At 38.7% G+C, this 17,369-nt stretch carries 17 protein-coding genes and 1 tRNA gene; 6 read left to right on the top strand and 12 right to left on the bottom strand.

Translation table 11 applies throughout. The annotated features are described in order from the left end of the window. Positions 1-82: 82 nt before the first annotated feature. Positions 83-340 (bottom strand): 50S ribosomal protein L27, encoded by a 258-nt coding sequence (gene rpmA / locus PF027_RS01045; RefSeq protein WP_270858382.1) that lies wholly within the window; start codon positions 338-340, stop codon positions 83-85. Between the two features lie 10 nt (positions 341-350). Further along, a complete protein-coding gene (gene rplU / locus PF027_RS01040) occupies positions 351-659 on the bottom strand; it encodes a 50S ribosomal protein L21 (RefSeq protein ID WP_270858383.1) in 309 nt (102 codons plus the stop codon). A gap of 206 nt (positions 660-865) precedes the next feature. Here rplU and PF027_RS01035 point away from each other — a divergent pair, with 206 nt between their 5' ends. Both PF027_RS01035 and PF027_RS01030 read left to right on the top strand, forming a co-directional pair. Then, complete coding sequence (locus tag PF027_RS01035) at positions 866-1,300, top strand: hypothetical protein (RefSeq protein ID WP_270872139.1); 435 nt, start codon at positions 866-868, stop codon at positions 1,298-1,300. 91 nt (positions 1,301-1,391) lie between these two features. Next, positions 1,392-1,853 carry a DUF411 domain-containing protein gene (locus PF027_RS01030; protein ID WP_270858385.1) on the top strand — a complete coding sequence of 154 codons (462 nt, stop codon included), beginning with the start codon at positions 1,392-1,394 and terminating at the stop codon, positions 1,851-1,853. Positions 1,854-2,400: 547 nt separating this feature from the next. Here PF027_RS01030 and PF027_RS01025 read toward each other — a convergent pair. The 6 genes from PF027_RS01025 to rplM all read right to left on the bottom strand — a co-directional run bounded on the left by PF027_RS01025 (position 2,401) and on the right by rplM (position 5,874). Then, on the bottom strand, positions 2,401-2,994 hold the full coding sequence (locus PF027_RS01025) for a hypothetical protein (RefSeq protein ID WP_270872138.1): 594 nt from the start codon (positions 2,992-2,994) through the stop codon (positions 2,401-2,403). A 157-nt stretch (positions 2,995-3,151) separates the two neighbouring features. Beyond that, positions 3,152-3,225, bottom strand: a tRNA-Gln gene (locus tag PF027_RS01020). Positions 3,226-3,232: 7 nt separating this feature from the next. Further along, positions 3,233-3,838, bottom strand: a complete 606-nt coding sequence (locus PF027_RS01015; RefSeq protein WP_333720479.1) for an HAD family hydrolase — start codon at positions 3,836-3,838, stop codon at positions 3,233-3,235. A gap of 98 nt (positions 3,839-3,936) precedes the next feature. Next, positions 3,937-4,938 carry an OmpA family protein gene (locus PF027_RS01010; RefSeq protein WP_270858388.1) on the bottom strand — a complete coding sequence of 334 codons (1,002 nt, stop codon included), beginning with the start codon at positions 4,936-4,938 and terminating at the stop codon, positions 3,937-3,939. 118 nt (positions 4,939-5,056) lie between these two features. Then, a complete protein-coding gene (gene rpsI / locus PF027_RS01005; protein ID WP_270858389.1) occupies positions 5,057-5,446 on the bottom strand; it encodes a 30S ribosomal protein S9 in 390 nt (129 codons plus the stop codon). Positions 5,447-5,448: 2 nt separating this feature from the next. Then, positions 5,449-5,874, bottom strand: a complete 426-nt coding sequence (rplM, locus tag PF027_RS01000) for a 50S ribosomal protein L13 (RefSeq protein ID WP_270858390.1) — start codon at positions 5,872-5,874, stop codon at positions 5,449-5,451. Positions 5,875-6,142: 268 nt separating this feature from the next. Between rplM and PF027_RS00995 the strand changes: the two genes are divergently transcribed. The 4 genes from PF027_RS00995 (at position 6,143) to PF027_RS00980 (ending at position 10,840) form a co-directional block, all read left to right on the top strand. Then, positions 6,143-7,819: an L-lactate permease gene (locus tag PF027_RS00995; RefSeq protein ID WP_333720478.1), complete on the top strand. Its 1,677-nt coding sequence runs from the start codon at positions 6,143-6,145 to the stop codon at positions 7,817-7,819. Positions 7,820-8,065: 246 nt separating this feature from the next. Continuing rightward, positions 8,066-8,803, top strand: a complete 738-nt coding sequence (locus PF027_RS00990; RefSeq protein ID WP_270877293.1) for a (Fe-S)-binding protein — start codon at positions 8,066-8,068, stop codon at positions 8,801-8,803. Beyond that, on the top strand, positions 8,800-10,227 hold the full coding sequence (locus tag PF027_RS00985) for a LutB/LldF family L-lactate oxidation iron-sulfur protein (protein ID WP_270864835.1): 1,428 nt from the start codon (positions 8,800-8,802) through the stop codon (positions 10,225-10,227). The genes PF027_RS00990 and PF027_RS00985 overlap by 4 nt, the downstream gene beginning before the upstream one ends. Further along, a complete protein-coding gene (locus PF027_RS00980; protein WP_270858394.1) occupies positions 10,220-10,840 on the top strand; it encodes a LutC/YkgG family protein in 621 nt (206 codons plus the stop codon). Before PF027_RS00985 ends, PF027_RS00980 begins: the two co-directional genes overlap by 8 nt. Positions 10,841-10,868: 28 nt before the next feature. Here the strand turns inward: PF027_RS00980 and PF027_RS00975 are convergent, their stop codons facing one another. The 4 genes from PF027_RS00975 to PF027_RS00960 are packed head-to-tail and all read right to left on the bottom strand — an operon-like array spanning position 10,869 to position 17,276. After that, a complete protein-coding gene (locus tag PF027_RS00975) occupies positions 10,869-13,790 on the bottom strand; it encodes a RecB-like helicase (RefSeq protein WP_270872136.1) in 2,922 nt (973 codons plus the stop codon). Continuing rightward, positions 13,783-16,173: a PD-(D/E)XK nuclease family protein gene (locus PF027_RS00970; RefSeq protein ID WP_270876815.1), complete on the bottom strand. Its 2,391-nt coding sequence runs from the start codon at positions 16,171-16,173 to the stop codon at positions 13,783-13,785. Before PF027_RS00970 ends, PF027_RS00975 begins: the two co-directional genes overlap by 8 nt. After that, positions 16,154-16,690 (bottom strand): 4-hydroxy-3-methylbut-2-en-1-yl diphosphate synthase, encoded by a 537-nt coding sequence (locus tag PF027_RS00965; protein WP_270872134.1) that lies wholly within the window; start codon positions 16,688-16,690, stop codon positions 16,154-16,156. The genes PF027_RS00970 and PF027_RS00965 overlap by 20 nt, the downstream gene beginning before the upstream one ends. After that, positions 16,677-17,276 (bottom strand): TPM domain-containing protein, encoded by a 600-nt coding sequence (locus PF027_RS00960; protein ID WP_270872133.1) that lies wholly within the window; start codon positions 17,274-17,276, stop codon positions 16,677-16,679. The genes PF027_RS00965 and PF027_RS00960 overlap by 14 nt, the downstream gene beginning before the upstream one ends. Positions 17,277-17,369 lie beyond the last annotated feature (93 nt).

Genomic DNA, 17,369 nt, shown 5'->3' with positions numbered 1-17,369 from the left:
AACGGCAATTATAGCCAAATCGGTTAAAAATACTTTTTAAAGTGGAAATTTTAAGAAGAAAAGGGGCGAAAAGCCCCTAAAATTACGCAACAGGATAAACTGATACTTGTTTGCGATTTTTGTCTTTGCGCTCGAATTTTACTACGCCGTCGATTAGAGCGAAGATTGTGTGATCGTTGCCAAGACCTACATTGCTACCTGGGTGAGTTGCAGTGCCTCTTTGGCGGATGATGATATTGCCAGCTCTAACAAACTCGCCACCGAATTTTTTCACACCTAAGCGGCGTCCGATACTATCACGGTTATTTTGGGTTGAACCTTGACCTTTTTTGTGTGCCATTAGCTATCCTTTATGCGTTGATTGCGACAACTTTGACGCGAGTGTATTGGCGTCTGAAACCGCGTTTTAATTTTGAGTCTTTTCTTCTGCGTTTTTTGTAGATTACGACTTTTTTGTCTTTACCCTCTGTAACGACCTCTAAAACCACCTTTGCACCCTTAACAAATGGCGCACCTACCTTTAACTCGCCGTCATTTAGCGCTAAAACTTCGCTAAGTTCGACTTTACTTTTTGGCTCTGCTGCAAAATGATCTAGATTTAGGTAGTTTCCCTCCTCTACTCTATATTGCTTGCCGCCGTGTTTGATGATTGCATACATCAAAGCTCCTTAAAAATTTGGTAGCCAAAAGGGCATTTGCATTGCAAAATTTAATAGCCCGATTTGGTAATAAACTTAGGATTTTATCTTAAATTTCATAAATTCCTACTGAAACGCATAATAAAATTTAAGATATTTGCAGTTTTAATTTTAAACTAAACATAAATGTGATACTATCAGCCTGAATTTATTTTAGGAGAATTTAGATGAAAAAATTAGCTGCGATAATCCTTTTATCCGCTATTTTCACAGGCTGTTCTAACTGGAATATAGCCAACCAACCAACCGGCGCACGCACTCAAAGCGCTTCTCAAACCACTGCCCCAGCAAATGAGCCAAGCATAAGTGGCGTGACAGACAAAGTCCAAGAGGTCTCAAACGACACCGTAGAAATGGTCGAAGAAAACCTACCAGATGCAGGCACAGTCGATGCCGTAGTCGATAAAAGTGATGCTTTTCATATCAACCAAGTAATTTCAGCGTGGAATAAACAGCCAGATTCTATCCGCACTACCGCAAACAACGGCAATATCTACACTTGGAAAAACTACAAACCAGGTTGCGATGTCTCTTTGACTAGCGATTCTGAGGGTTATGTCCCTAAATCTGCGATCTCATCAGCAATCTCAAAATGCTTATAATCCACCTTCCTTGCCAAATTTGGCAAGGAATTTTTAAAATTTAATCTTTTTTCATATAATCGCCACAATTTTTGTAATCAAAGGATTTATAATGAATAAAATTTTACTCTCCACAGCGCTTTTTGGCGCATTTTGCGCGAATTTGCACGCTGGTAATTTCATCGAAATTTATCAGGGCCTAACCTGCGAGTGCTGCCACAAATGGTCGGCTTATCTGCGCGAAAATGGCTTTGAGACCAAACATATCTACTTGGACGATGAAGCTTTTATCCAAAAAAAATACGATGAAAAAGTCCCATTGGAGCTTGCTAGCTGCCACACTGCGCTGATTGATGGCTATGTCGTCGAAGGCCATGTCCCAGCAGGCGAAATCCGCATAATCCTAAATCAAAAACCAAGCGATATTGTAGGAATCGCAGTTCCTGCCATGCCATTAGAAAGCCCTGGTATGGAAGTGGGCGCCGAGCCTGAGATTTACGATGTCATCGCAATCAAAAAAGATGGCACCACAAAGGTCGTCGCCACATACAAAGGCAAGGAAAAAATCAAATAAAATTTGGCGAAATTTAAGGCAAAAATTTACTCAATCTATCTTTGCAAAGAAATGCGAAGCATTTCAATTAAATAAAATCAGCTAAATTTAAAGCAAAGCTTTAAATTTAGCCACCTTGTAAAGCGTCGTCGGGGGTTGGGGGTTTGTAAGGGGGAAGGGGCGCGACCTCGCAATTCAAGCCCCCTTCCCCCTTACGAGAAAAGCACGGCGCAGGTTAAATTAAAAAAATCGTTCAATGCAAAATTTAGGTTGAATTTTGAATTTAAATTTTTCTGGATTGCTTCGAAAACTTCGTTTTCTCGCAATGACAAAATTTAGCGCAAGGAATTTCAAAGTCGTAGATTGCCACGCCTTGCAAAAAGCGTCTTGACGCTTTTTTTGGCTCGCAATGACAAATTAAAGGTGCAGAAATTTCTTGAATTGCCACGCGCGCGGTGCGCACTCGCAATGACAAATCAAACAAATTCGAGGCAGTGTTTGCGAAAATATAAAATTTATCAAAATTTGGCGAACGCAAATTCGCCAAATTTCAGGATTACAAGAAGTTTTAGTTAAATTTATAGTTGTATCCAGCATATCCGCCAAATGTAGATTTGTCGAAATCTGGCCAATCGCTAGTGCCGTTGTGCCATGATTTATCAGCCTTGATACCTGCTTCGAACTGACCAATCTCGCTATCAATGATAAGTCCCACATGGCCGCCAATGATGAAGCCTTTTTGAGTTTGGCTATCGCTAAACTCGCCGTCGCTTAGGCTGACTTTTAGCAGCGAAAGACCCATATATGGGCCAACGGCTAGTTTTAGGTTTGAGCTAAGCGCTGGTGTATAGTCCGCGCCTACTAATAGCTCGTGTCCGCTAAGCTCGCCTTTGGCTAGAAGGGTGTCTTCCATATAGACTTCCTCTGAATATTTTGTATTGTAGTTGTATTGTGAATAAGCTCTAAAATCGCCGAAATCATAACCACCCTTGACGCTGATTACGCCTTGTTTGACGCTATCTAGTGAGCCTACGCCAGAAACATCTACATCGCCAGCGAAGTTGTATCCGCCACCAATACCGATAAATGCGCCCTCGTCTGCGAAGCTGCAAGCGCAAGCCAAAGAAGTTGCTAAGAAAATTTTAGCCAAATTTGATTTCATAAAAATCCTTTCAAAAAAATTTTATCCAAATTTCAAACTCAGATAAATTTCGTCATTATACCCCCGCCCCCCCTTAAAAAAATCTTAAAGTATGCTAAAATGGGGGCTTTGAAAGGAATTTCATAAAAATTTTGGAAAATTTAGTGGAAGTAAAATTTGGATGGGCTAATAGGGGTCGAACCTATATTCACGAATCCAGAGTTCGTTGTCCTGCCATTAGACGATAGCCCAAGGGGAATTATAAATTTTGTTTGATTAAACTCACTGCCGCGTAAGCGTTTTCGCAGACAAACTCGCAGTGCTTTCTAAGCTGTGCCTCATCGCCATACCCACACATTACACCCACGCTACGCGCTCCGGCGTTGCTCGCAGCTAGTGCGTCGAGCTTCGTATCGCCCACCATAAAAACGCTCTTATCCACAGGCAAGCCTAATCCCTTCATCGCGTTTATAATAGGCTCGGCGTGCGGTTTGACACGCTCTACATCTTCTCTGCCGATTATCACGCTGAAAAACTCGCCAACGCCAAGTTTGTCTAGCAAGAGTTTAGAGAATTTCGATGTTTTCGTGGTAACCACGCCTAAATTTGCAAATTTAGCACCAAATTCCACAGCTTCGTAAGCACTCTGCAAAAGCGTGGTTTGATCTAGATAAATTTTGACATATTTTTCTTTATAGAGCCTTACATATTCGCTCGTATCGCCCACTACGCCAAGTCCAGCGAAAATTTCATCGAGTGGATAGCCGATTAGTTTTTTGATCGCTTCATCATCTGGGCAAGCCTCGCCCATTTTAGAAAAAGCATAAGCAAAACCCTCCAAAATCGCAGAGGTCGAATCTATCAAAGTCCCGTCTAAATCAAATAAAATTGTAGTGTTAAATTTCTGCATTTTTGTAAATAAAAAAAGCGGAGCCTAAGCCCCGCTTAAAATTTTTAGAAAGATTATTTTCTAAATTTAGCATCAACGCGTCTGTTTTGAGCGCGGCCTTCTTTTGTAGCGTTTGTAGCGATTGGTTGAGACTCGCCATAGCCTACGCTAGAAATTCTAGCAGCATCAACGCCGAAGTTTTGCAATGCGCCAGCAACAGCAGCTGCTCTTCTCTCAGATAGTTTTTGGTTGTAAGCGTCTGAACCAGTGCTATCTGTGTGGCCTTCTAGGATTACGCTGTAATCTGAGTGCTCATTTAGGTAGTCGCTTACATTTTTGATTTCGCTCATGTATTCATCTGAAATTTTTGAGCTATCAGTAGCGAAATTTACGCCTAGGTTTAGTCTGATTACTTTTTCGCAGCCGTATTCATCTACAACTACACCAGCAGCTGTGCCTGGGCATCTATCCATATCATCGCATACGCCGTCATTGTCTGAATCTACGCAGCCAGTTGCAGCGTCTGCAAATCTTTTACCGAAATCAACAGCGAAGCCAAGTGTATAGAATAGAACATGGTTGCCGTCTTCGAATCTGATAGCGTCTCTTGCTTCAAGTTTTGTAGCGAAGTTTCTTGTGATGTAGTATTTCATACCTAGACCATATTGCCAGAAACCGCTGTCTTGGTCGCCGTCATTATATACATCTTTGCTATAATCCATATAACCAACACCAGTTAAGCCATATAGTTTGAAGTTGTCAGTGAAATTTACTAAATCTTTTACCAAATTGATGTGGTAGTATTTAGCGTTTGGCTCTTTGCCACCATTTCTGTGAGCAAGGTCCTCTAAACCGATATCGCGAGAATAGTCAAAACCTAACTCGATTTGATCGATAAATGAATCTTGAAGGTTTTTAGCTAGGCGAAGACCTGCCATGAAATTTGAATCCAAATCCATGTTACCTTCGTGAGTCATGCCACCGATTGTAGGAGTAATCTCCCAGTGATAATCCGCATCTGTTGCAAGTAGTGCACTTGATGCACACAAGCTTAGTGCAAGTAAAACTTTTTTCATTAAACATCCTTTCGAAATGAATTTAAAACTTTTAATTATAGTAAATCTTTTTTTAAAATTTTTTAAAATTTTCCAATTAAGTTTAAAAAAACCTTGAAAAATAACAGCCAAAACCCTATTATCTTTTTGAGAATTGTGGGCTTCTGCGCGCTTTTCTGCGACCAAATTTCTTTCTTTCTACTGAGCGAGAATCGCGAGTTAAAAGACCTTTTGGTTTTAGAGCTGCTCTAAAATCCTTATCCATAGCTGCTAGTGCGCGTGAAATACCGTGGCGCAATGCCTCTGCCTGAGCTGAATAGCCACCGCCTAGTGTTTGAGCAGTGATATCCATAGATGTCTCTTGTTTTGTAACTAAAAGCGGTTGAATAACCTTTAATTTAATAGCTTCGTGACCGCCAAGCCAAGTATTTAGGTCCATACCATTTACAACCATTTTACCGCTACCTGGTTTTAACCATACCTTAGCTACGGCTGTTTTTCTTTTGCCTGTTGCGTAAATTGTTGCCATAATTATTTTCCTTTACTTGTTGTTTGCGCTGTATGTGGGTGCTCGCTACCCTCATAAACGAAAAGCTTTTTAATCATTGCTTTACCTAGTTTTGTTTTAGGAAGCATACCGCGAACTGCAAGTTTGTATAATTTAGCAGGATTGTTTTTCAACATATCCTCAAATTTAACGCTTTTTAGACTTCCAAAATACCCTGAATAGCTATGATATAGCTTATCCTCGCCTTTGTTTGCACCTGTAAAAACTGCTTTTGAAGCATTTACGATAATGACATAATCGCCACAATCAACATTTGGTGTGTAGCATGGTTTGTGTTTGCCGCGCAATAAAACTGCGACTTCGGTTAGCATTCTACCGAATCTTTTGTCAGTTGCATCAATAACAACCCAGTCGCGTTTGACTTCGCTAGGCTTTGTAATTTCTGTCATGATTTCCGCCTTCTTAAAAATTTTGAAAAATGGGATTTTACAGAAATAACCTTATAAAAAACTGAATTTAAGTAAAATTTAAAGAATTTAAGTTTTTTGGGGCAAAATTTTGGAAATTTTGATACCTTAAATACATTTTCTTTAAAATTTTTTTAAAAAATAATTAAAGTATTCTTTTTTATTTATTATTTATTTATTTTTGTATAGACTTTCGATTTAAGAATTATCAAAAGATAATCTAAATTTATCTTGCAAAGGAGATCTAACGATGCATACCTTGCTAGCCTTTTTACCTATTATCGTCATTTTGGTTATGATGATAGGGTTTAAACTTAGTTCTAAGCTCTCGCTTAGTGTTGCCATGTTTTTAGCGATTGGTATAGCTCTGTCTGCGTTTAGTGTAAATGCCGATGGCACCAGCGTTTTGGCGTATGTGCTTTTGGGCTTTATGAAGGCGTTTGATATCTTAGTCATCATTTTTGGTGCTATTTTGATATTAAACACTATGAAATACTCAGGCGCTATGCAATCAATCAACAACGGCTTTACCAAAATTTCAACCGACCGCCGTGTTCAAGTGTTGATTATCGGTTGGGCATTTGGTGCTTTTATCGAGGGTGCGGCTGGTTTTGGAACACCTGCTGCTTTGGCTGCTCCACTTCTTGTTGGTCTTGGTTTCCCAGCTCTTAGTGCAGCTCTTGCATGTCTTGTGCTAAACAGCTCACCTGTTAGCTACGGTGCGGTTGGAACTCCAACATTTGGTGTTAAAACTACCGTTCAAAGTCTTGTAGAAGGAAGCGGTGGAAATATAGAACCGTATATAACTACCGTTAGCACAAATACTGCTATCATCCACTCAGTAGGCGCTATTTTTATTCCTTTTATCGTTGTTATGATAATGGTAAAACTATTCGGTAAAAACAGAAGCTTCAAAGACGCTCTTCCTGCATTGCCGTTTGCTATGCTTGCCTCAGTTAGCTTCATCGTTCCTTATTTGATAGGCGCAAAATTCTTGGGTATTGAGTTACCATCACTTCTTGCTGGTCTTATATCTCTTGGTATCCTTATCGCATCTGCAAAAGCTGGATTTATGACTCCAAAAGAGAACTGGGATTTCGTTCCTCGCGCACAATGGCAAGAATTTTGGATAGGTTCAACTCAGGCTTCTGAAAATGCACCTAAACAAGAAGAGAGTAGCAAAAAAGAGATGCCATTGTTTATGGCTTGGTTACCATACATCCTTATTTCATTTATACTAGTTGTTACTCGTATTCCTGCAATCGGATTAAAACCAATTCTACAAAGCTGGAAAATAAATCTATTTACTGCTCCTGATAACTTGATGTTTGGTGTCCCTGGCACTGCATATAGCTTCAACTACGGCTATTTACCAGGTATTATTCCATTTATTTTGGTTGCTATCCTTACTATATTCTTGCACAGAATGAGTGGCAATGATGTAAAAGAGGCTTGGAGCAAAACTTTCAAACAAGTTGCAGCAGCGGCAATTCCACTAGCAGCTGGTTTGGCTTTGGTTCAAATCATGTTAAATGTCGGCACAACAGTTGATGGAACTAACTACTCTATGATTAAACTTATGGCTAAGTTCTTTGCCGATATTTCAGGGCAAGCTTATGTTGCTGTTGCGCCACTAGTTGGTATTCTTGGAGCATTTTTCTCTGGTTCAAACACAGTATCAAATATGCTCTTCTCAGGTCTTCAATACGAAACAGCTACGCTTGTTGGCTTAAAAACCGAGGTTATTGTTGCACTCCAAAATGTTGGTGGTGCTATCGGTAACATGGTTTGTATCAACAATATCGTTGCTGTGTGTGCGACTGTTGGCTTGCTAGGTAAGGGTGAGGCTAGATGTCTTACTTACAATATAGCCCCAGCAGTATTTTATGCAATAATAGCCGTTATAATCGGTGTGATATTGCTATAAATTTTATAAGTGAAATTCTATCTTTGTGGATAGAATTTCACTATTTTTTATCCTGTTTTTGCACTTAAATTTTAGAATTTTCAAATTTTTCTTTTTTTAAACTTAAAAAATATTGTAATAAAAAAATTACATTTCATTTTAATTATAATTTAATGTTATTTTAATCCAAATTTAATACAAAATATTCCAAAAGCGTGATAAAATAACTAGTCTAAATTTAAATTTATTCGAGAAAGGAGAATAAAGGTGAATAAGGTTTATTTTTTTGCAACCTGTCTTGGCAACGCGGTTTTTACCGATACCGCTTTAAATGCAGTTAAGCTTTTAAGAAGAGAGGGTGTAGAGGTTATTTTCAAAAAAGATCAAACTTGCTGTGGCCAGCCAAGCTACAATACAGGTTATTTCGAAGACACTAAAAAAATAGCCCTACACAATATCAATCTTTTTAGCGAAAATTATCCTGTTATCGTTCCATCTGGTTCGTGTGCCGGTATGATGAAGCACGATTATGTCGAGCTTTTCAAAGGCACAGAATACGAAGGAAAAGTCAAAGAATTTAGTTCTAAGGTTTATGATTTGTGCGAGTATTTAGACAAGGTTTTGCATGTCAAATACGAAGACAAAGGCGAAAAAGTAAAAATCACTTGGCACTCGAACTGCCACGCTTTGCGCGTCCAAAAATCAATCCAAAACGCTAAAAATTTGCTAGCTCAATTCAAAAATGTAGAATTAATCGAGCTTGAAAGAGAAGAGGAGTGTTGCGGATTTGGCGGAACTTTCGCTGTAAAAGAGCCTGAAATTTCTAACGCTATGGTTCAACAAAAGATTAAATTCATAGAAGAAAGCGGAGCTGATTATATCGTTTCAGGTGATGGCGGCTGTTTGATGAATATCGCAGGAACTATGAAAAAAAATGGTTCAAGAGTAAAAGGTATTCATCTATATGATTTCATAATCAAAAGAATTGAAGGAGCAGCGCTATGATGAATCATGAAAATTTAGTAAATCAAAAGCTTGCTGACAAACAACTAAGAGCAAACCTTGACTCTGCAATGCACACTCTTCAAGGTAACAGAAATAGACTTAGCACTACAAAATTTAAAAATTTTGATGAGTTAAGAAGCAGAGCAAGAACCGTTAAAAATAACTCTCTTGCGACACTTGATGAAAGACTACTCGAATTTGAAGCAAATGCTACAAAAAACGGCATGAAAGTGCATTGGGCAGTAAATGGCGAGGAAGCAAACGAGATAATTTATCGAATTATAAAATCTCACAACGGAGATAAAGTTCTAAAACAAAAAACAATGGCTAGTGAAGAAATTCACCTAAACCACTATTTAGAAGAAAGAGGCATCAAAGCCCAAGAAACCGACCTTGGTGAGTTGATTATCCAATTAATCCAAGATCCGCCTGTTCATATCGTCGTCCCTGCGATTCACAAAAACCGCAATGAAGTCGGTAAAATTTTCCAAGAGCGCTTAGGTGCGCCATTAGAGAGCGAACCTGAAAAACTAAATGCAATCGCTAGAAACCACCTAAGAAACGAATTTAGAACGATGAAAATCGGAATTTCAGGCGCAAATTTTGGTATTAGCAAGGCAGGAGCCATTTGGTTGCTAGAAAACGAAGGTAACGGTAGAATGTGTACCACAGCCCCTGATGTGCATATCGTAATCTGTGGTATAGAAAAAGTTTTAGAGACATTTGAAGATGTAGTAAGCGCTCACTCGCCTGTTACTCCATCAGCCGTAGGTGCGCCTATTACTTGCTATAACAACATCATCACAGGCCCTAGAAAAGAGGGCGAGTTAGACGGTCCAAAAGAAGTCCATGTTGTCTTACTAGATAACGGTAGAACCGATATGCTAACAAATGAAGAATACTTCGAAGCTCTAAGATGCGTTAGATGCGGTGCTTGTATGAACTACTGCCCTGTTTATGATAAAATCGGCGGTCACACATACCACGCTGTATATCCAGGACCAATCGGCGAAGTAATCAGCCCACAAATTTTTGGTATGGAAAAAAATGCAGATATTCTTAATTTCTGCTCACTTTGTGGTAGATGTAGCGAAGTTTGCCCTGTTAAAATTCCGTTAGCAGAGACAATCAGAAAGCTAAGAAGCAATAAAGTCGGTGAAGGTAAGAAAAAAGCAAAAGGCTCTGATTTGCTAGAACACAGCAAAATCGAAGCAATGGGATTTGCTGGATTTAGAACAGTTGCTACAAATGGATTTATGTGGAGAACTGGAATTTCCATAGCTTCTAAATTCTCAAATTTCGTAGTTAAAAAGGCAGATTCAATCCCTGTGGTAAAACTATGGACAAGACATCGCTCAGCACCTGTCTTAAAAGGAAATCTACACGCAGATATCCAAAAAATCGAAGGAGTAATCTATGAGTAGCAAAGAGACAATTTTAGCTAAAATTAGGTCAAACAGAGTAGCTAAAAGAACAGAAATCGAACCACTAGATATAACTAAATTTGTCGAAAACGAAGGCGATAAATATGAAAACTTTAAGACAAATTTGACAAACAATAAAGCCGTTGTTCATGAGACAGACGAAAAAGGACTTCAAGCGCTAGTAGAAGAGATTGTCAAAACAGTCGGCGCAAAAACAGTTATGTTTGGTTCAGATTTGCCAATCAAAACAGACAAATTGCAAGCAGAAAAATTGCCGTTTGACAAACCAGTAAATGAGATAAGAGAAGCGCTTTTTGATGCGGATACTTCGATTATTCAAGCAAAACTTGGCGTTTCAAACTTTGGCGTATGCTGCGTAGTTAGCTCAAAAGCACAACCAAGACTTCTTAGCTTGCTTCCGACAAACTGCATTATTTTGCTTAGAAAAAATGCCCTTGTAGAAAGCTTAGATAAAGCCTTAGCAGAGGTTACAAAAGATGAATTGCCTACAAATATCAACTTTATCATGGGACCATCTCGCACCGCAGATATCGAGCTTATCACAGTTCTTGGCGTGCATGGACCACGAAATGTCCATGTAGTGCTATACTAAAATTTAACTCCCGTTTTGGGAGTTAAATTTATTCTTTTACCTCTTCGATTTTTACAGAATTTTCTAAAACCACGATAAATGTGCGAACACTCAAATTTGGATTTTTGCTTGATAGGATTAAATCTTTTTTGTATGATTTAATCTGTTTTTTGTTTTTTTCTAAAAAATATGGAGAGCTTTTGTAGTCAAAAAGCAAAACCTCATCATCTCTAACGCACATCAAATCCACCCTAGAAACTCCGCCATTTTCCCGTTTTATCGAAATTTCTTTGTAAATTTCGCACCCTGATATGTATGATAAAAACTCCTCATTAGCGCATAAGCTTTCGACCTTTTGCCTAATCTCATCAAAATCGCTCGAATCCAAATATTTCGCGTAGCGATTTTTTGCCAAATTTAGCGCACTCTCCAAGCTAGAAATCTCAAAATCATCGAGCATTTCAAGCGTGTAGTGCAACGCCTCGCCCTTATAAACCTTGCTAAATTCCGCCACGACAGCCCTATCGCTGGCTCTTTCATACTCTGTGATATTTTGTTTCGCGACTGGTTGTAGATTTATCTTTTTTGGTTTTTGCACTAGCGCTGGCGTAACGCTACTTGGTATGATGTAGCCATACTCAAAATCCTCGATAACTAAAAATTTCTTATCCACTTTATTTGAAGTATAAGGCGTAAAATAGCTAGGGTTGTTTCCGTTTAAAACACCGCCTTTTTTTACGATTATCAGCGATTTTTCGGCTCTTGTAAAGCCCACATATAGCTTGTTGAAAACCTCGGCTCGTTCCAAATTTTCGCTATCTTTTTTAAATTTTGCATACTCTGCATCGTAAATTTCTCTATTTGTCATGCGGTATTTTATGCGCCACTGCCCGTCGTAACCTAGCATAAATTTATCCCTCTCGCCGCCTCCTTTGCTAAGCAAATCGCACAAAATCACATGCGCAAATTCTAGCCCCTTTGACTTATGCACTGTCATAATCTTGACCCCACTAAGCTCCTTGGCATAGGCGTCGCTGTTATCATCTGCGAAAAGATACTGCGCGAAGCTATCATACTTTTGCAAAATTTCAAAAAATATGAGCAAATTTTCATCGCCAAAATTTAGCTCTAAATTTTCAGCGATTGTCTTAGCTACGCTCACAGGCTCATCACTTAGCGGAACTGGGCTAAGATCTGGCCTGTCGCTTAAATTTAAAAGCGATTTTATATTTAAAGCGTGAATTTCATCTTTGCTAATTAGATACTTCGCATACTCGCTAATCGCCTTAACTTGGGGCGTAGCGATTAGTTTTTTTGTAGCGCCAGTCGAAGATGGAATATTTTTTAGCGACAAAAGCTCTTGTATCTTTGCTACATCTTTATTCGTCCAGCACAAAATCGCTATGTCACTAGGGCTTACGCCATGCTCTTTAATCAAGCGTATAGCCTCGCTTACAGCGCCCTCGCAAACATCTTCGTATGTCTTAGCGCAAATATAGCCAAAATCGTCGTCATCTGGCGCGAAAAACGATAAATTTTTATTTTCTTTTGGGAATTTTAAAATTTTATCCAAAACCTCTGCGCTAAATTTGCTCTCATTAAATTTATTTGCTTCTTGCGGTTTGTAATCGTATTTTTCGCCCGTTTCTTCATTTGCCACCAAATCCCCAAAAATCGCATTTACAAATCGAACCAAAAGCTTTAAACTGCGATAATTTTTTGGCATAGTTTCCAAAACTATTTGATTATGCCTATCTTTGAGCGAATCGAAAAGTTCCTTTTTTGCCCCGCGAAATTTATAAATACTTTGCTTTTTATCGCCCACATAAAAAAGGCTTCCTAGCCCACTTTGACCGAGCCCTGCGACGATTTCATCAATCAAAGGAAGCATGATTTCATACTGCAAAACGCTGGTGTCTTGAAACTCATCGATTAAAAGGTGCTTGATTTTCGAATCGAGCCTAAAATAGAGCAAATCATTGTGCTCTCCAATCTCACCAGTTTTGCAAAACAGCTCATGCACGCCCACGCTAACATCAGAAAATGTCATCTTGGCGCTTTTTTTGCTAAGTTCTTTTTTGTTTTGTGAGTAGAAATTTAGAAATTTTGCCAAAGATGAAATTTGGTAATTTTCAAATTTTATCGCATATTCAAGCATTGCGCGCTTTAAATTTGCAAATTCATCATCTAAATCAGGCGAAAAAGCCTTAGCAAAAGTTCTGTAATCTAAACTTGGTTTATCAAACCACGACCTGCCACTTAATTCGCTAATATTGTTAGTTTGCAACATAAAATTTAGTTGTTTATCGCTCGCTTTATTGCGCACTAAAATTCCGTGCATACGGGCTAAAATTTCATTGATTTCGTCTAAATTCGGGGCTTTGCTTTGGCTAATATCTGCACTTATTCCATTTTCCCACAGCTCGCTAATGCCCTCAAAAAACGCTTGTTTGTTTAAATTTGCATCGTTTATATATTCATACATTTTGCCCGATAATTCATCGTTTTTGAAAGCTTCTTTGATAAAGGCGTCATTTTGGGCTTTTAGTATATTATCGTCGTTTTGAAAATTTGGATTAATCCCCGCATTTAGGGCGAACGCGCGCAGTATTTTGCCAAAAAACGCATCAAAGGTCGAAATATTTAAGGCGCAATCCATAAATTTCGCCAAATGCTCATCTCTAAGGCGCAAAATTTCCTCTTTTTCCTTACTCAAAAGCCCGCAAAGTGCGTCAAGCTCAGCCTCTTTTTGTGGAGTGTGAAGCAGTGAAAATGTATCGATTATACGCACCTTCATCTCAGCGGCCGCTTTTTTAGTAAAGGTCAAGGCTAAAATTTCATTTATATTCTCGCCCAAAAGCACGAGCCCTACGAACCTAACCGCCAAAGAAAATGTCTTTCCGCTACCCGCACTAGCTTCAAGCGCTAGATATCTTGCGTCCTTGCCTTCATTTGTTTTCATCTTAATCATTGATTTCGCCTTTACAGATTATTTTATACGCGCAATATTTGCATGCACCGCTCTTGCTCGCGCGCTCAAAGCTGATTTCGCTTTCACAAAGCGCTCTGATTTCTTCAAATTTTTCAGATAAAATTTCAAATGCGCTTTTTCTGGCATTATCTTTTTCGTTTTCATCGAAAGCGAATTTTTTATCCCTTAGCGAGAGATACGCAGCCTCCATTTCATCATCACCCAAAAGGGCTTTGTAGAATTTTAGCTGCATTGATTTGGCGTTGTAATCGCCTCTTTTGTAATCAATGATAAATCTATCGCCACTTTCGTTTGTGTCTATGCGATCGATTTTTCCGTTAATTGTGGCAAATTCGTTAAATTTAACGCCGTCAAAATTCGCCTCACTTTGCGCAAAATTCCACTTTTGTTCATGTTCAACTATGGTTTTAGCCAAAAATTTAACCCTGCATAAATCATAATAAATGCTGTAAAAATCGGCATTTTTTTTCATAGCCTTTTTAAGGTAAATTTCCTCAAATTTTGCGTAGTCAAATTTAGGGTATTTAGCGTAATACTCCTCAAACGCCTCATGCAAAATATTTCCCATAGAAGCGTTATCCTCGCCAAATTTCAGCCCCTCTTTGATATTTAAAATATATGAGTAATAATACTGTCTTTTGCATGTGCTAAATGTATCAAAACGAGCGTATGAAACAGGTTTTTCGAAAAAATCATGCTTCATATTTGGCTTAAAATCGCTAAATTCTGGCTTTTCATAGAGGTTGCCATTAAAAATGCGCAAATAATCTTGCATGCTAAACTCGTCCATATCCTCTTGCGTGTTAAAATTTTTCAAAAACCTAGACGGCGATTTTTCCGCTGTGTCGTGGTAGCAAATCGCTACTTTTTTCGCGCCAAAAATCAAACAAGAGTAATAAAACCTCTGCAAATCCTCCCTGTCTTTGTGGCTAATTAGCCCAGCCTTGGCCCGAAGAGTGCTGTTTAAAAACATCTCGCCCTCGCTTCGCTTTGGCACAAAATCATCGTTGAAATCAGGGATTATCACAGCCTCAAAGTTTGCACCACGACTCTCCAAAAGCCCCATTACAGTGACCTTTCCGCCATTAATATCATCGAGTTTGACATTTTTTAGCTCGCCAAGGAAAAGATCAATCAAATTTGATAGCGTAAGGTTTTCGCCAAATTTTTCGTTTAGAATTTTGATTAAAAATTTTGGCGATTTTAGCTTGTTTGCTAGGGCATCGTTTTTGGTTTTGACTGCGCGCAAAAGCTCATTTATACAAGCATCAAAAACCTCAAATTCTACGCTTTTGTTGAAATTTTCTCTAAATTTATCAAAAATTTCTTCACTAATCCCAGCCTCTTTAAAAAACAAATCATACTCATTTGGCAAATCCCGCGGCGTATCTTTGCCTAAATTTAGATATTGTGGGTTGAAATTTGGTCTTATGCCTTCTTTAATGCACTCTGAAATTTTAGCCAAACTCACGCCAAATAGGCTATCTCTGACACTTTCGCCCATAGCGAAATTCAGCATTGGGGCGTTTTTGTTAATTTTTTCGTCCAAAGCTTTAAGGGTTTTAGCAAATTTCTCATCAGGCAAAATCACTGCGATTTTTTCCGGATTAATTCCAAGACTAATAAATTTTGAAATTTTCTCAAAAATATAGCAAGCCTGCAAAGCCCTAAGCTCAAATCCTTTTAGCACAATTTCGCTATTTTGCGGGATTGGCGCGGTGTAAGGCTCTAAAATTTTATTCTCGCTTAAATTTAGCTTGTAGCTAAATCCACTCTCAAAACTAAGCCCACAAAGCTCGCTAATACTACGAAGCGTTTTTTGATTAAATTTACTTGCCTTAAAATTTAGATAAATTTGCGTAACCTGCGAAGCTCGCTTTAAAATTTCAAACTCAAATTTACTCGGATTTCCGTCGATATCAATCTCAATGCTATCAAATCTTTTGAGATAATTTTCGTTTAATTCATAAATTTGCGGAAGCGTGATTTCATCGTAGCTTTTAGCGTTTTGCAAAAAATTTTGGTAATTTTGCAAAAGCTCTTTTAAGATTTCGAAATGTTCGCTGTATTGCGCGTAAGTATCGCTAAAATCGAGAGTTTGCAGGCTCACCTCTTCGCTAGCAAGCTCTTTGAAAAATTTAAACAAATAATCTTTGTGTTGCATAAATTCGAAAAATTCACTTGGGAAACGGAGTTTTTCGTTTGCATTTTTGGTATTTTTGACGGCCTCTTGCATAAAAAGTGTGCGCTCGATCTGCCCGCACTCATCAAAGCCATTTACAAAAACCGCCTTTTTGTAAAATTCGCTTAAACTCTCAGCGAAAACTATTCCGCCCTCTGCCCTATTTACGGCCTCCTTCAAGGATCTGTAAGTCGTAAATACCCGAAGCTGTTTTGGTTGCGTTGAATTCAAATTTGTAAAATCCTGTGTCTATGGAATCTGAAATTTTTGCCATTACCTGCCACCTGCCAAGCTTTTCGATACTAAAATTTTCGCTTCGTAACGCACCGTTTGAAAACTGCGTATTAAGCCTTTTATCAAAATCCGTGCTATCTGGTCTAGTAAGTAAAATTTCGGCCGAGATTTTATCAAATTTGGCATTATTTTTCGCTTTTATCGGCAAATTTAGGCTAAATTTTTCTGTATTTTGTGGATTTGAAATTTCAAAATTTACCTCATATTTTTTTTCGAAATTTTGCTGTTTTAGCTGGATCTCATTGTAATTCTCATCGACTTTTTGGTATTTATCGAAGTAAAAATTATCGCTATGCACCGGATAATCTAGCGAGAAAATTATCGTCGCTACGCACGCTGCGATGATTGCTACTATGCTAAATGCGATACCATAGGGCCACAGAGTTTTTTTATTTTGCGCCATTTTTTCTGCCTTTTTTGTATAGATATGAGCCCAGCGCGAAAATCAGCGTCGCGTAAAAAATATAGCGCAAGAAATTTATGAAATTGTTGTTTGTATTGCCGATAGAATTCTCCAAGCTCACACCCTTTGAAGCGGCGATTTGGTCGCAAATCTCGGCATATCCGTTTAAAAGCGCAGCGTTATAAACGCCGATTTTTTGGGTTTGGTTTAGATCTTTTTTTTGCGAAGCGATGATTGGGATTATGCGCCCACGGCTTCCCACACTTAAAATTTGCTCTCTATCAAAAAGCGCTAACGCCTCAGGCGAGCCGTAAATTTCGACCTTATGCTCAGCCTCGGCAAAGACTAAAAGCGCATAAGGCGAGCTTAAATTCGAAGCGAAATTTAGGGCATAATTTTCTAAGCTTGCGCCACCAAGGCTCTTCGTGGCTAGGACATAGACGCCTACGCCGGTTTTATCCTGCGTCTCAGCGCCTAGAATTTCGATTTTTTCTGCAAGCATAGGCGTGATAATCTCGCCTGTGTTTAAAACAAATTTTGCCTGCGCTAAAATGCACAGGCAAAAAATCGCAAAAATTGCTCTCATTAACCGATAAATAGGATATTTCTAGTCAAAACAGAGGCAGCAGTTGCCACAGCCAAAGCGATACAACCAAGTAAAATCAATTTTTCAATCAAT

This window comes from Campylobacter sp. VBCF_01 NA2 (assembly GCF_027797205.1).
GTDB lineage: Bacteria > Campylobacterota > Campylobacteria > Campylobacterales > Campylobacteraceae > Campylobacter_B.
The sequence above is the reverse complement of the archived record's forward strand: the minus strand, read 5'-3'. Positions and strand labels throughout refer to the sequence as shown.

Excerpts from the sequence above, each read along its gene's own strand:
- PF027_RS00975 (WP_270872136.1), bottom strand. The coding sequence starts at position 13,790 with ATGATTAAGATGAAAACAAATGAAGGCAAGGACGCAAGATATCTAGCG.
- PF027_RS01030 (WP_270858385.1), top strand. The coding sequence starts at position 1,392 with ATGAATAAAATTTTACTCTCCACAGCGCTTTTTGGCGCATTTTGCGCG.
- PF027_RS01035 (WP_270872139.1), top strand. The coding sequence starts at position 866 with ATGAAAAAATTAGCTGCGATAATCCTTTTATCCGCTATTTTCACAGGC.
- rplM (WP_270858390.1), bottom strand. The coding sequence starts at position 5,874 with ATGACAGAAATTACAAAGCCTAGCGAAGTCAAACGCGACTGGGTTGTT.
- rpsI (WP_270858389.1), bottom strand. The coding sequence starts at position 5,446 with ATGGCAACAATTTACGCAACAGGCAAAAGAAAAACAGCCGTAGCTAAG.
- PF027_RS00965 (WP_270872134.1), bottom strand. The coding sequence starts at position 16,690 with ATGGCGCAAAATAAAAAAACTCTGTGGCCCTATGGTATCGCATTTAGC.
- PF027_RS01010 (WP_270858388.1), bottom strand. The coding sequence starts at position 4,938 with ATGAAAAAAGTTTTACTTGCACTAAGCTTGTGTGCATCAAGTGCACTA.
- PF027_RS01025 (WP_270872138.1), bottom strand. The coding sequence starts at position 2,994 with ATGAAATCAAATTTGGCTAAAATTTTCTTAGCAACTTCTTTGGCTTGC.
- rpmA (WP_270858382.1), bottom strand. The coding sequence starts at position 340 with ATGGCACACAAAAAAGGTCAAGGTTCAACCCAAAATAACCGTGATAGT.
- rplU (WP_270858383.1), bottom strand. The coding sequence starts at position 659 with ATGTATGCAATCATCAAACACGGCGGCAAGCAATATAGAGTAGAGGAG.
- PF027_RS00980 (WP_270858394.1), top strand. The coding sequence starts at position 10,220 with ATGAGTAGCAAAGAGACAATTTTAGCTAAAATTAGGTCAAACAGAGTA.
- PF027_RS00985 (WP_270864835.1), top strand. The coding sequence starts at position 8,800 with ATGATGAATCATGAAAATTTAGTAAATCAAAAGCTTGCTGACAAACAA.
- PF027_RS00960 (WP_270872133.1), bottom strand. The coding sequence starts at position 17,276 with ATGAGAGCAATTTTTGCGATTTTTTGCCTGTGCATTTTAGCGCAGGCA.
- PF027_RS00995 (WP_333720478.1), top strand. The coding sequence starts at position 6,143 with ATGCATACCTTGCTAGCCTTTTTACCTATTATCGTCATTTTGGTTATG.